The 14,001-nt window shown below is 34.0% G+C and carries 11 protein-coding genes; 3 read left to right on the top strand and 8 right to left on the bottom strand.

Annotation, left to right across the window (positions count from 1 at the left end; genetic code table 11):
* Positions 1 to 84: 84 nt before the first annotated feature.
* Positions 85 to 1,545, top strand: coding sequence for a TonB-dependent receptor (locus LNQ34_RS16070; protein WP_017498819.1), 1,461 nt, complete (start codon positions 85 to 87; stop codon positions 1,543 to 1,545).
* A 171-nt stretch (positions 1,546 to 1,716) separates the two neighbouring features.
* On the opposite strand, the gene bcp is transcribed toward LNQ34_RS16070, so the two are convergent.
* Positions 1,717 to 2,169 carry a thioredoxin-dependent thiol peroxidase gene (bcp, locus tag LNQ34_RS16065; RefSeq protein ID WP_202701815.1) on the bottom strand — a complete coding sequence of 151 codons (453 nt, stop codon included), beginning with the start codon at positions 2,167 to 2,169 and terminating at the stop codon, positions 1,717 to 1,719.
* Between the two features lie 177 nt (positions 2,170 to 2,346).
* Here bcp and LNQ34_RS16060 point away from each other — a divergent pair, with 177 nt between their 5' ends.
* Complete coding sequence (locus LNQ34_RS16060; RefSeq protein ID WP_017498748.1) at positions 2,347 to 3,003, top strand: endonuclease III domain-containing protein; 657 nt, start codon at positions 2,347 to 2,349, stop codon at positions 3,001 to 3,003.
* A 17-nt stretch (positions 3,004 to 3,020) separates the two neighbouring features.
* On the opposite strand, the gene LNQ34_RS16055 is transcribed toward LNQ34_RS16060, so the two are convergent.
* From LNQ34_RS16055 to LNQ34_RS16045, 3 genes are all read right to left on the bottom strand, one after another.
* Positions 3,021 to 4,085, bottom strand: coding sequence for a tetratricopeptide repeat protein (locus tag LNQ34_RS16055; protein WP_230000440.1), 1,065 nt, complete (start codon positions 4,083 to 4,085; stop codon positions 3,021 to 3,023).
* Positions 4,086 to 4,757: 672 nt separating this feature from the next.
* The gene (locus tag LNQ34_RS16050; RefSeq protein ID WP_017498746.1) at positions 4,758 to 4,901 is read right to left on the bottom strand and encodes a hypothetical protein; all 144 of its coding nucleotides are present in this window, start codon (positions 4,899 to 4,901) and stop codon (positions 4,758 to 4,760) included.
* Between the two features lie 50 nt (positions 4,902 to 4,951).
* A complete protein-coding gene (locus tag LNQ34_RS16045; protein WP_017498745.1) occupies positions 4,952 to 5,536 on the bottom strand; it encodes an RNA polymerase sigma factor in 585 nt (194 codons plus the stop codon).
* A 499-nt stretch (positions 5,537 to 6,035) separates the two neighbouring features.
* Between LNQ34_RS16045 and uvrA the strand changes: the two genes are divergently transcribed.
* Entirely contained in the window at positions 6,036 to 8,831 is a 2,796-nt protein-coding gene (gene uvrA, locus LNQ34_RS16040) for an excinuclease ABC subunit UvrA (RefSeq protein WP_202701818.1), read from the top strand.
* An 82-nt stretch (positions 8,832 to 8,913) separates the two neighbouring features.
* Here the strand turns inward: uvrA and LNQ34_RS16035 are convergent, their stop codons facing one another.
* The 4 genes from LNQ34_RS16035 to LNQ34_RS16020 all read right to left on the bottom strand — a co-directional run bounded on the left by LNQ34_RS16035 (position 8,914) and on the right by LNQ34_RS16020 (position 13,997).
* Complete coding sequence (locus LNQ34_RS16035; protein WP_230000439.1) at positions 8,914 to 9,162, bottom strand: hypothetical protein; 249 nt, start codon at positions 9,160 to 9,162, stop codon at positions 8,914 to 8,916.
* Positions 9,163 to 9,455: 293 nt separating this feature from the next.
* Positions 9,456 to 11,108, bottom strand: a complete 1,653-nt coding sequence (locus LNQ34_RS16030) for a mechanosensitive ion channel family protein (protein ID WP_202701820.1) — start codon at positions 11,106 to 11,108, stop codon at positions 9,456 to 9,458.
* Positions 11,109 to 11,203: 95 nt separating this feature from the next.
* The gene (locus LNQ34_RS16025; RefSeq protein WP_230000438.1) at positions 11,204 to 12,673 is read right to left on the bottom strand and encodes a lipopolysaccharide biosynthesis protein; all 1,470 of its coding nucleotides are present in this window, start codon (positions 12,671 to 12,673) and stop codon (positions 11,204 to 11,206) included.
* A gap of 40 nt (positions 12,674 to 12,713) precedes the next feature.
* Positions 12,714 to 13,997, bottom strand: coding sequence for a glycosyltransferase family 4 protein (locus LNQ34_RS16020; RefSeq protein WP_230000437.1), 1,284 nt, complete (start codon positions 13,995 to 13,997; stop codon positions 12,714 to 12,716).
* Positions 13,998 to 14,001: the final 4 nt, after the last annotated feature.

Raw genomic sequence — 14,001 nt, 5'->3', positions numbered from 1 at the left:
TTAATTTTTTTACAAAAATAGGATTATTTCTCTTTCATTAGAAGGCTAATTTACTAACTTTGTAACAAATCTATTTAAAATAAAATGGGTACAGAAATAAAACTCAAAGGTGACAGGGTCATCGAACAGATTCCTTCTATAAAAGACAAAGCATTACGCATTAATTTAAACGAGAATATTTACGGGACATTTGCTGAAATAGGCGCCGGACAAGAAACGGTAAGGCATTTTTTCAGATCCGGAGGTTCATCGGGAACAATTGCAAAAGCGATGTCTGCCTATGACAAAGATTTTAGTGATGCCGTTTATGGAGCTGAAAACGATGGACGTTATGTAACTGAGGAACGGTTAAAAAAAATGCTTACCCATGAAGGGCAAATCATCGAAGAACGATTAAGCAGAGAAAAACATCCAACAAAGCTTTTCTTTAGTTATGCCAACACTGTTGCTACCATAGATTTCGCTAAACAATTTAAAGGTCATGGCTGGGTAGGAATCCGCTATCAAATTGAACCGGATGAAGCATACAACGAAATTATTCTACACATTCGTTTTAAAGAAACTGATGCCAGACTACAACAGGAAACACTTGGAATTTTAGGAGTTAACCTAATTTATGGTGCTTTTTACAAATACAACGATCCAAAACGATTACTTCGTTATTTATACGATCACTTAGACAAAGACCAACTGGAAATCGACACCATTAACTTCTCAGGGCCTCGTTTTGCTCATGTTGACAATCGTTTAATGAGTTTGCAGCTGGTTAAAAACGGAATGACTGATGCCGTAATGTTCAATCCGGAAGGTAAAAACATATTACCGGCAGCTATTTTATACAAAAAAAATCTTCTTGCTTTAAGAGGAAGTTTCCGTCCGGTTACAAAAGTAAACATGGACATGTATGAGAAGTCGCTTAAGATGTTTTTGGAAGAAAACAAAGTAGAAAAAGACAATACACTGGTTATTTTCGAAATTACACTTTCTAACTTACGTTCTGATGGCGAAATTGACGAGCGTGACTTTATGGACAGAGCCGAATTACTTTGCTCTCTGGGGCAAACTGTAATGATTTCAAATTTCCAGGAGTATTATAAAGTAGTAGAATATTTTGCTAATTACACCAAAGCCCGTATGGGACTAGCCATGGGAGTTAACAATTTAGTCGATATTTTTGACGAGAAATACTACCGTCATTTAAGTGGTGGAATCTTAGAAGCCTTTGGAAAACTATTCTACAGAGATATGAAAGTTTTCTTATATCCAATGTTGGATGAAAATGGCGTTTTAATGAACTCAAACAACTTAAAAGTACACCCAAGAATGAAAGAATTGTATAAATTCTTTAAATTCAACGGAAAAGTAATTGATATCGCAGATTATGATCCGCATAACTTAGAAGTTTTCTCTCGTGAGGTACTAAAAATGATCAATCAGGGAAAAACAGGATGGGAACATATGCTTCCAACCGGTATTGCCGAAATCATCAAAGAACACCATCTTTTCGGATACCATCCGCAGAAAGAACTGGAGCAGAATACCTAAAAAAAAGTCCCCAACAAGAAATTTTCTTTTTGGGGACTTTTTTTAGTTTGCAGTCGCAGTTTACAGTCGCAGTTATTACACTGTATACTAAAACTTGAAAAGTGAGACTGAGACTGAGACTGAGACTGAAAACTGAGACTGAAAACTGAGACTGAAAACTGAGACTCTTTTTTACTTCAAAATCTGTGCAGTGTGTTCTTTCGTTTTCACTTTTTCGATTACCTCGTCAATAATTCCGTTTTCGTCTATTACAAAAGTGGTTCTGTGGATTCCGTCATACTCTTTCCCCATAAACTTCTTAGGCCCCCAAACCCCAAACGCATTAATTACAGATTTATCTTCGTCTGCCAATAACGGAAAAGGAAACTCGTACTTATCTTTAAATTTTAACTGTGCTTTCTGACTGTCAGCACTAACACCCAGAAGTTCGTAATTATTCGCCTTAAAACGCTCAAAATTATCTCTTAAATCACAAGCCTCAGCTGTACATCCGGGAGTACTTGCCTTTGGATAAAAGAAAACGACCAATTTCTTTCCGACGTAATCTGCCAGTTTATGTGTTTTCCCATCCTGATCTACTCCTGAGAAATTTGGTGCTTTATCGCCTTTTTGTAATGTTACCATTTATTTAGATTATTAGATTGTTAGACCTCTTAGATTATTAGATTATTCGATTGTTCGATTGCAACTTAAAAATAATTCATTCCCCACAATCAACCATTCACCTATCACATTTTACAATGTACATTTTACAATTCACAATTAAAATAATACTATTTTTACGGGATTAAATTTACGGAAATGAATAAAGAAGCCCGAGTAACATTTGTTATAAATACGTTAAAAGAACTCTACCCCACTATACCTGTACCATTAGACCATAAAGACCCTTACACCTTATTAATTGCAGTTTTACTTTCGGCACAATGCACTGATGTTCGTGTAAACCAAATTACCCCTATACTTTTCGCAAAAGCAGATAATCCGTATGACATGATTAAAATGTCGGTTGAAGAAATTAAAGAAATCATTCGCCCTTGCGGTTTATCTCCAATGAAATCTAAAGGAATTCATGGATTATCACATATTTTGATTGACAAACACAATGGTGAAGTTCCACAAGATTTTGAAGCTTTGGAAGCTTTGCCGGCAGTTGGACATAAAACAGCAAGTGTAGTGATGTCACAGGCTTTTGGTGTTCCTGCCTTTCCAGTTGACACACACATCCACCGATTAATGTACCGATGGAATCTTTCAAACGGAAAAAATGTAGTACAGACGGAAAAAGATGCTAAAAGATTATTTCCTAAAGAATTATGGAATGACCTGCACCTACAGATTATCTGGTACGGACGTGAATATTCCCCGGCAAGAGGATGGGATTTAGAAAAAGATATTATTACCCGAACTGTTGGTAAAAAATCGATATTAGAAGAAGCTGCTAAAAAGAAAGTTTAGCAGCTTCCCTATTATTTTTACATGCTTCCTTTAAGAGCATTGTATTCTTTTGTCATATTCAACGATCTGTAAATACCTAAGAGCGATTTTACAGCATTTTCATTTTTAGGCTCAATCACCAGTGCTTTTTTAAGATACGGAATGGCACTTTTTACCACTTCGTCTTTCTGAGCATCTAATTTATCAAATTGTTTCATTTCATTGACACTGGTCCCCAATGATGACATCTGATCCTGAATTTCTTTTCTAAACTGCACTTTAACATAAGCCAAATTTAAGCAACAGGTTAAACAATCCTGATTGATTTTTAATCCATCTTCATAGTATTTCTCCGCATTGCGAAAATCATTTCTCTCCAGATAAGAAAAGCCTAAAGAAACCAGAATCTCTTCTTTCTTAGAAGGCGGATTAAAATTTCTTGGTTTTTCATATAAACCTTCATTAATACTAGATTCTCTTGCACTCATCGAAATAAATACTTCTTCCTGTTTTGTTTTTTTATTTGTAGCATAAAAAACCATCCCTTTTCCGGAATAGTTTATTTTTTTCAGCTCCTCAAAATACTTTATGGCAGCGTTATAATCCTTACCTGCCAAAGAAGAAGAGGCCGCATTAAACAAGTTTAAAGTATCTTTTTTATCAAACAAATATACTTCGTAACTCTTATCGGCACTTTCCTTAAATTTTCCAATTTTATAATCATTATAAGCACCATCAACCAATTTAAACTTCATTTCTTTCAACGCAGAACTCGCTTTAAAAGCATACTTATAATTTCGGGATTCGTTTTCATACAATAACACATCCTGATAGGCTGCTGATGCCAATGCAAAATTACTTGCAGCATCGACATTTTTTGTTGCGAGATCCTTATAAACATTACCTTTTGTAAAAAAATAATCCGTCTTTACCTCGTCCGGTGCATTTAATATTTGATATTCTATTTTTTTTAAAACGGCTAATGCTTCCTGGTTTTTCCCTTTAGCATAATAAGATTGTGCCTCTTTTAATTCTTCTTTTTGAGCAAACACTCCAATACTTATCATTAGGAATAATGATACTATTTTTAGATTCTTTTTCATTTTCGGTTTGGTTTAGTTGTTTAATAGATTTTAGGGTAATCCAATGAGACACTATCAAAAACATCCAAACGAAGGCAGTAAAGATTAATACTACATCCGCTTAGACACCTGACAACAACTCATCATTCTTGCTATTCTTTACAAAATACCAGCAGAAACAACAAACGAAACAAAGTGTGGGTAGTTTTTCTTCATCAATTTTTTGGTTTTTGGTTAGACTTATAAAAGAATCCTCTTAAATGAACTTTTCTATATATTGAAAGTTTTTTAATACACAAATCATCTATATAGAGCAAATTCATTGAATAAAAATCCGCTTTTTAACTATAATAAAGCTAAATATAAAATAAATAAATGAAATTCAAACAAAACACAGAAATTTAACAAAATACCCGACCAAAATCTGAAGGCTTCTTTTTACATCAATCAAAAGACACAAGCCAAAATACAAAGCTTTACAACCTGAATATCTGACCCTTACTGTAAGTTAGGTTTTGTAAAAAATTACTGATTTCAAACTCAAAAGAATTCCTCCCATTCTTTGCCACGGACCAACTGAACAAAAAAAAAAAACTCACTACCTGCCTTTACATGCAAATAGTGAGCTTTTAACCAGAACGACCATCTGGTTTTTTCTTTCGAAACAAACATCCGACAAATGTAGTGGGCTGTTTAATTAGCTATAATTTCAAAACTCTTATCTTCAATTTTCACAACTTTCAAGGCTTGTGAATAACTAAGTAAAAAAGAAATAACTTCTTTTTTTGGTTTTAAATCTTTAGAAGCTAATGCCTTTTTAGAGTAAATTTTCGCCATACCATCAAAACGTTTTATACTAGTATAACGAAGCAATACCTGAATTAGTATTAATTGGTTAAAATAATTTGATGTTTATCAATTATTTTTCTCAAATTCATCAAAGCATACCGCATTCTTCCTAATGCTGTATTGATACTCACATCTGTAAGCTCTGAAATTTCCTTAAAACTCATATCCTGATACATACGCATCACCAACACCTCTTTCTGATCTTCCGGCAACTCTTCGATGATTCTTTTTAAATCAACCTCGACCTGATCAAAAATCATTTTATTCTCAATAGTCAAAGAATCATCAGACATGACAGAGAATATCGAAAACTCTTCTGTTTCTCTGTACATTGGCATTTTTTTGGTTTTACGAAAGTGATCCACAATCAGATTATGGGAAATACGCATCACCCAAGGCAGAAATTTACCTTCTTCATTATAGGAATTACTTTTTAAGGTTTTGATTACCTTAATGAAAGTGTCTTGAAAAATATCATTTGAAATATCTCTATCCGCAATCTTTGAATATATAAATCCATATATCTTAGACTCGTGCCTTTTAATTAATGTTGCAAGGGCATTTTCGTTGCCTTCAACATAATTTTTTACCAATAGAGCGTCAGGAATATGCACATCAGCCATAATACTACTTTTTTAGTTTCTATTTAAAATTTGGAGTAATTTTATAAAAAGTAGTTTTATTTTATAGGCGTGGCTTTTGGGTTATGGACTAGTGTTAATATTTTGATCAAATTTAACAAATTAATATTTTAAAAAGCAAACAAAAAGGCGAATAATTAACAATAAATTGTTAATTATTGCAGGACACACTTCGTTTTTGTTCTATCTCAGGCAAAAACACCCCTAATCCAATACTCTTTTAACTCAAATAACAACAACTAAAAACCTAACAAACAAGTAGTTACATATATTTCACATGTTTTTTTTATTAATTTAGAAAGAAAATTCTATCGCTAATTTTTTCTCAAATTGCCTTTATTATTTCTCTCACATCGATCTGATCAGTTTTGAATTCTAAATCTTTTGATTTTGTACATCTGAATTCTGTTAGAATTTGGAACAATCTGATTGACAAAATTGCAATCAAAATTGATTACTTTTGTAGAAATTGACTTTTTTTATGCAAATTGATCTTTCGACACTCGACCCAAAACATAATATTATCATTAAAGGCGCACAGGTACATAATTTAAAAAATGTAGATGTAGCAATACCCCGAAATAAACTAGTTGTTATTACAGGCCTTTCAGGATCAGGTAAGTCGAGTCTTGCATTCGATACCTTGTATGCCGAAGGGCAGCGTCGTTATGTCGAAAGCTTATCTTCGTATGCGCGTCAGTTTTTGGGGCGTCTGGACAAGCCAAAAGTAGAATACATTAAAGGTATTGCGCCTGCCATTGCAATTGAGCAAAAGGTTAACACCACCAATGCGCGTTCTACTGTGGGGACTTCAACAGAGATTTACGATTATATGAAATTGCTTTATGCCCGAATTGGTCGTACCTATTCACCTGTTTCAGGTCAGGAAGTAAAGAAAAATACGGTAACAGATGTGATTGCCGATGTAAAAACTTTAGAATTGGACAGTAAATGGCTCCTCCTTGCCCCTATTCATCTTGAAGAAGGCAGACAATTGGAAGACAAACTGAAAGTACTGCTTCAGCAAGGTTTTGCTCGTATTTTAGTTCATAATGAAATGGTTCGTCTGGATGATTTTACATCTTCAGACATTCATCAGTTAGACAATAAAGATATACTGCTCATTATTGACCGAATTGTGGTTAAAGAGGAAGAAGAATTCTACAATCGCCTCGCCGATGCAGTACAGACCGCTTTTTTTGAAGGAAAAGGCATTTGTTTTTTACAAGAACTGAACTCCGATAAAAAATTCTCTTACTCGAATAATTTTGAGCTTGACGGAATTACTTTTTTAGAGCCTAACGTTCATTTATTCAGTTTCAACAACCCCTACGGAGCCTGTCCGGTTTGTGAAGGCTACGGAAATATTATTGGCATCGATGCTGATTTGGTGATTCCAAATACTTCTCTGTCCGTTTTCGAAAGCGCCATTTACCCCTGGAGAGGTGAAAGTATGAGCTGGTACAAAGACGAACTGGTCAAACATGCTTATAAATTTGATTTTCCTATTCACAAACCTTTCTTCGAACTTTCAGAAGAACAGAAAGATCTAATCTGGAAAGGAAACCAATATTTTCAAGGTCTAAATGATTTTTTTAAAGAACTTGAAGAGAAAAACTATAAAATCCAAAACCGCGTAATGTTGTCCCGCTACCGTGGAAAAACAAAATGTCATGCCTGCCGTGGCAAACGCTTGCGCGAAGAAGCATCTTATGTAAAAATAAACGGTAAAACGGTCTCAGATTTAGTCGATTTGCCCATCAAACATTTAGTTACTTTTTTCAAAAACATTGATCTAAATGTTTACGAACAGCAAATTGCAAAACGATTAATGGTCGAAATCAACAATCGTTTGTCTTTTTTAACTGAAGTTGGTTTAGATTACCTGACTTTAAATCGAAATTCGGCAACACTTTCAGGCGGTGAGTCGCAACGTATCAATCTTGCTACTTCTTTGGGAAGCAGCCTGGTTGGATCTATGTACATTCTGGATGAACCCAGTATTGGTCTGCACCCAAAAGATTCTGAAAGGTTAATTAAAGTTCTATTGTCACTTCGTGATCTGGGCAATACGGTAATCGTAGTTGAGCACGACGAAGATATTATGAAAGCCGCCGATATGATTATTGATATTGGTCCCGAAGCGGGTACATTTGGTGGAAAACTGGTCGCTCAGGGTACATATAAAGAAATCTTGAAATCAGATTCACTAACCGCCCAATATCTGAACGGTGATTTAGAAATTTCTGTTCCGAAAAGAAGACGTAAATTCAAAAACCATATTGACATTGTAGGAGCAAGAGAGAACAACTTAAAAAATATTAATGTCACTTTTCCATTAGACGTTTTAACGGTCATTACCGGAGTTTCCGGAAGTGGAAAAAGTACATTGATTAAAAAGATACTGTTCCCGGCCATGCAGAAAAAACTGGACAGTGCTGCGGAAAAAGCAGGTCAGTTTAGTGAACTAAAAGGTTCGTTTTCGCAAATCAAACATATCGAATATGTCGATCAGAACCCAATTGGAAGAAGTTCAAGATCCAATCCGGTAACTTATATCAAAGCCTACGATGATATTCGGGACTTGTATGCTAAAGAAAAACTCTCCAAAGTAAGAGGATATCAGGCCAAACACTTCTCTTTTAACGTCGATGGCGGCCGTTGCGAAACTTGCAAAGGAGAAGGCTCAATAAATGTCGAGATGGTCTTTATGGCCGATGTTTCACTACCGTGTGAAACCTGTGGAGGAAAACGTTTCAAAAAAGAAATTCTAGAGATTAATTTCGATGAAAAAAACATCAACGATATTCTGACGATGACCATTGATGATGCAATTGCTTTTTTCGACAAGAATAAACAATCCAAAATTACTCAGAAGTTACAGCCCTTGCAGGATGTAGGCTTAGGATATGTACAGTTAGGACAATCCTCTTCTACTCTTTCGGGCGGTGAAGCACAGCGTATTAAACTGGCTTCTTTTTTAGTCAAAGGAGCTACAAAAGATAAAGCCTTATTTGTTTTTGATGAGCCAACAACCGGCTTGCATTTTCATGACATTAAAAAATTAATGACTTCCTTTGATGCCTTAATCGAAAAAGGACATTCTATAATTGTCATTGAACACAATCTTGACCTCATAAAATGTGCCGACTGGATTATTGATTTGGGACCGGAAGGTGGTGAAAATGGCGGTCATCTACTAGCTGCAGGAACTCCCGAAGATATTGTAAAAGTAAAAGAATCGGTTACTGGAGTGTACTTGAAAGACAAACTTTAACCTTAACAAAAATTTCAATATAAAAAATCCAAACCTCAATATTACAATTGAGATTTGGATTTTTTATTTCATATTTAAGCTGTTATGCCACTAAACATTTTTCTTCAAAAGGAAAACCATCTTCGTCAATGGCAACTAATATTTTCTTTTGCTTGGTGGCTTCTATAGTCAGATAAAGCCATGCAAACGACCACAATCCGAGGGTAAGGCAAAAAATCGTAAAGTTTAAACTGTGATTTACTACTTTTCCGCCTTTACTCAAAACCGCGAATAGCAATTCATCGTTCCTTTCTTCGAGTATAAACCCACTATTAACTTTACTTGATATCATACTAGAAAATACTTGTAAGCTTTGTTCTTGACTGAGTTGGCCGTTCTTCATAATAATTCCTTAAAAATTAATCCAAATACTACTACAATTACCTCACTATTATAAATTCCTAAAAAACATTCTAATTAAAATAAACACTATAACATGTACTTTTATTGTCAGCTTTTCATAAGATATTTTTACCCTATAACAAAAAGTGTTGCCATATTCTTAGCTAAAGTTAATTTTTATAAAATAAACCACAAAACAAAAGACTGTTAAAATTTCAAGATTACCTACAGAAATTCAAAGCTTTACCCTTTATTCTTAACATTAAAAGGAGGTGCTTGATAGTCATTGTTCAGGTAATTTGCAGGAATTGTCGTCGCATTACCATCGCGAAGTGCTCCGTAATGTGGAGACATAATTTCTATTCCGGCAGCATTAAACGAATCCTGAATGTTTTGATGCAAAGACGAATAAATCCTGGGCTGTTTCGTAGGTTCTTTAGTGTAAACGTTGATCTGATACGAAACATAAAAATCATCCAGACTCGTTTGCAAAACAAAAGGACTTGGTGTCTGCTCTACCATTTCCGTTTTTAGAGCAGCTTCAATCAATGCTTTATAAATGTCTTTATACGGCACATCATACCCAATCGTAACGGTAGTATGAATCAATAAACCATTATTGGCATGTTTTGTATTGGCTGAATAATTAGTCGAAGTACTTGATAAAACAGTTGCATTAGGAATCGTAATATCTTCAAATTTAGGTGTTCTGACACGGGTTACCAAAGCCGTTTTTTCAATAACCTCTCCGCTAACATCACCAATTTTTATAAAATCACCAATCTTAAACGGACGCATATAGGTAATTACCAAACCCGCCACCATATTAGCAATCGCATTAGAAGAACCCAAAGAAAACAAAACCCCAACAAATACCGAAACACCTTTAAATATTGGAGAATCTGACCCTGGCAAATACGGAAATATAACCACCAGCATAAAAGCAAGCATCAGAAAACGAATGATGTTAAAAGTAGGCATTGCCCAATCGCTGTAAAAACCATCAATTTTAATATTCTCTTTTTTTATCTCATCAAAAAAGAACTTGATCACTCTTATGGAATATTTAAAAATGACAATGATAACCACTATAGTGACTAAACTTGGCAGAAAGCCCACAAATCCCATTACCGCAAGTTTTGCAGGCGAAAGAATCCAACGCAGCAAAGTAGTTGTATAAGCTTCGGTAGCAGGAAAAATACTGAACAATAATGGTAATGAAAGATATACTATTAAAATAAGTGTTATTACTTTAATAGCACTATACAATCGCATGAGTAAAAACTGCTGCTTTTGAGGTGAGAGAATATTAATATTATTATACTTGAATCCTTTAAAGTGTCGGTCGCTATTTTTTAGGATGTACAGCTTTACCCTGCTGAATACTTTACCAACAAAGTACAAAACAAATCCAATAATTAAAACCAGTAATGCTGTATACCCCAATCTTTTTGGAAGCATGGAGTAATTGTCATTCTGATACAGAATCGCTCGTTTGATCAGGTGTAAATTTCGCTTTGCAATGAAATCTGCAGTTTGATTCTCCGCTTTTGCATCTGCATCTAAAACAGACATGATGACAAAATCATTCTTATAAACAATGTCCTGAGAAATATCTGAAGGTACAACCGAAATCGAATCAGCTATAAAGAATGAATCCTCGTATAATTTTCTGATCTTTTCTGCAATTGCATTTGCTCTGTTTTCGGGCGAAAAAGAACCTACTTTATTGTAGACATAAAAAAGTGTGTCTTTAAACGGTTTTACGGGATATCCTTTTGATTTTACTTCTTTAACAGTCGTTTTCGATGTTTGAGAACTGTCCTTCTGAGCAAAAGCCAGAGAAGAAAACAAAGTCATAAAAAGTGCTAAAAAACAAACTATTTTATTTTTCATATACTGTCAGCAATAAGTTAGTTATCTTTTCTAACAAATATAGAGACAAAACAGTTTCAAATTAAAATTACTTTTACTCCCTTTTTAGAAATCTACTAAATTTTAATTCTTATCTTTTTTAATATAGTATCGATTACTTTATTGATATCAGGAGAAATCGCAAATTTATAATTTAAATAAACATATAAAATGGTTACTAAAATTGACTTTAAAGCAATACTAACCAATTGATAAAAAGGGAATTCCCAAAAGTAAAACAATAAAAACAATGCAAATGTAATTAACATCGAATATATTGTCTGAATAGTAAAAGGATACAAATGAAGCCTTTTCACCACAAAAAGCAGTTTTGCCAAACTATATAAGGTAATCGATAATAAAGTAGCAAAAGCAGATCCGAAAATTCCAAAAATTGGAATAAAAATCATGTTTAAAATTACGGTCAACGCAACCAGCATTAATCCTAAATACAACACCATACGGTAATATTTAGTATTAAAAATGATCGCATTATTGTTTCCTAAAATTAAATCAAAGTATTTAGACAAGCCAATCATAAATACAACTGCAATTCCACCACTGTATTCTTTTGGAACCAACTCGTATAACTGACCGATATTTACAAATATGCAAAGCATTACAAAACCACCCACAATCTGTAGGTTAATTGACGTTTTTTTGTAAAGTTGATTCAACTCATCATGTTTGTTATCATGCATTAATTTTGCTGTAATTGGATATACAATCTGATGCATAGCGCGGCTTGGAACCGAAATAACCAGTGCAATATAGGTAGCAACAGAATAGAAAGCAATATTTTCTATCTGCATATATTGATTTAATATCATTTTATCCCCATCCAAAAGCAAATTAGCAACACTTCCGGATAAAATAATATAAAAAGTATATACCAGTATATCTTTTGTATTTGCAGGTATTGTAAACTGAAAAGTTGGCTTCTGAATACTAAATGCATATAACATGGTTATCAGGAATGCCAAAAAATATAAAATTGCCGTCGCATACACAAAACCTTCAACGCTAAGCCAATTATAATAAACACCTATTAATAGAAATAATGAAAATAATCGCAGCCCCACTTCCTTTACAAAATTTCCAAAAACGGAATGCATATTTACCCGCAACCAGGCATAAAAAATCTCAAAATAGGCCATGCACAATCCAATAAAAGGTATTAACCATATATAGCTTCTAACAATCGCATTCTTTTTTGACAAAAAAAACAGAATCTCATCATAAAAAACAAGACCTATCAGTAAAAGCGGGATTATTAATAACAAAGGAAATAAAACCGTAAAGGATAGAAAACGGGATTTTTCTTCCTCAGTTTGATATTGCGAATAAAATTTAACCAAAGTATTTTGCATCCCAATCGCAAATAAAGGCATAATCACATTGGCGCAAGAAGTCACATAATTAGTTAAGCCATAAAAGGTTGCACCCAAAAAAACCGGATACAAATAAAGTGTATTGATGGCTCCAATACCGAAACCTATATAAGTGATAATTGTATTCTTGAAAGACTGATTTAAAACAATACCCATTTTTGGATTTCTGAATTTAGATTTTAGATTGCAGATTAGCTTAGTTAATCAACTGTGCTAATTGCTTGGTTAGATTCTTTCTGGAATATTGTTGTAAACCAACACCATTGGCCTGTAGTTTCCCTTCTAAAAACTGATTATAAAAGTCCAAAATTACACTTTTTAACTTCGCTTTTTCAGAATAATCAAAAAATACTCCCGTATTGGTTTCTTTTATAATATCGGCAAAATCAGAACCCTGAGGTCCGATGGCTATTATTGGTCGATTGGACACCATATATTCGAATAATTTACCCGGAATTATACTTTTAGTATCTTCGGAATTAATTTCGATTAAAAGCAAAACCTGTGATTTCTTTTGGTGTGCTATCGCTTCATGATGCGAAACGTATCCTAAAAGATTCAAATAATTTTTCAAATCAAATTCAGTGATAGCATCCAATACTTCCTGACTTACTGCTCCAATTAATTTGATTTCTAAATGTGATTTAAACTCAGGAACTTCCTGAAGCAGTTCTACGAGACATTCCCATAAAAATCGAGGATTTCGATCGGATAAAAAAGATCCGATATGTGCCAACGTAAATTTTGTATCTAATGTTTGTTTCTCTACATTTTCGATGTCATAACCATTGGTAATCACTGAAATTCGCTTGTTGGTAATGGCCTCAAACTCTACTTTTGTTGTTTTACTTGTGACAATAATGGTATCGGCACTGTTGAGTACTTTATGTTCGAGGTTTTTATGCTTTTTGGCGGCATAACCCGACAAACGCAAAGCTTTATGATATCCAATTGTAGTCCATGGATCACGAAAATCAGCAAACCATTTTACATTTAATTTTTCTTTTAATTCCAGACCTATTAAATGTAGACTATGTGGCGGCCCCGAAGTAACAATCGTATCAATATCATTCTCCTTGATGTATTTCTCAAGATAAGCCACTGACGGTTTTACCCAAAAAACACGGGCATCCGGAATAAACAAATTACCACGAACCCAAAGAAAAGTTTTGTCTAAAAAGGTTTGTTTCTTCTTATGTGGAAAAATTCCCGAACTAATTTTCTTTGTTTTATTCTTTGAAAAAACAGAAGCCAGCTGATAGGGCTCCCAAATTCTGTTTTTAAGGATTACTACTTTATCGGAAATCTCATTAACCAGACCTTCATCAACAATTGGATAGGTTGGGTTTTCTGGAACATAAACTATCGGCTTTATGCCAAATTCGGGTAAATACTTTACAAATTTTAACCAACGCTGTACACCTGGTCCTCCAGCTGGTGGAAAATAATAGGTAATAATTAAGAGTTTTTTTTGTTCCAATTTA

This window comes from Flavobacterium lipolyticum, assembly GCF_020905335.1.
In the GTDB taxonomy this organism is placed as follows: Bacteria; Bacteroidota; Bacteroidia; order Flavobacteriales; family Flavobacteriaceae; genus Flavobacterium; species Flavobacterium lipolyticum.
The sequence above is the reverse complement of the archived record's forward strand: the minus strand, read 5'-3'. Positions and strand labels throughout refer to the sequence as shown.

Excerpts from the sequence above, each read along its gene's own strand:
- LNQ34_RS16070 (WP_017498819.1), top strand. The coding sequence starts at position 85 with ATGGGTACAGAAATAAAACTCAAAGGTGACAGGGTCATCGAACAGATT.
- bcp (WP_202701815.1), bottom strand. The coding sequence starts at position 2,169 with ATGGTAACATTACAAAAAGGCGATAAAGCACCAAATTTCTCAGGAGTA.
- LNQ34_RS16060 (WP_017498748.1), top strand. The coding sequence starts at position 2,347 with ATGAATAAAGAAGCCCGAGTAACATTTGTTATAAATACGTTAAAAGAA.
- LNQ34_RS16055 (WP_230000440.1), bottom strand. The coding sequence starts at position 4,085 with ATGAAAAAGAATCTAAAAATAGTATCATTATTCCTAATGATAAGTATT.
- LNQ34_RS16050 (WP_017498746.1), bottom strand. The coding sequence starts at position 4,901 with ATGGCGAAAATTTACTCTAAAAAGGCATTAGCTTCTAAAGATTTAAAA.
- LNQ34_RS16045 (WP_017498745.1), bottom strand. The coding sequence starts at position 5,536 with ATGGCTGATGTGCATATTCCTGACGCTCTATTGGTAAAAAATTATGTT.
- uvrA (WP_202701818.1), top strand. The coding sequence starts at position 6,036 with ATGCAAATTGATCTTTCGACACTCGACCCAAAACATAATATTATCATT.
- LNQ34_RS16035 (WP_230000439.1), bottom strand. The coding sequence starts at position 9,162 with ATGATATCAAGTAAAGTTAATAGTGGGTTTATACTCGAAGAAAGGAAC.
- LNQ34_RS16030 (WP_202701820.1), bottom strand. The coding sequence starts at position 11,108 with ATGAAAAATAAAATAGTTTGTTTTTTAGCACTTTTTATGACTTTGTTT.
- LNQ34_RS16025 (WP_230000438.1), bottom strand. The coding sequence starts at position 12,673 with ATGGGTATTGTTTTAAATCAGTCTTTCAAGAATACAATTATCACTTAT.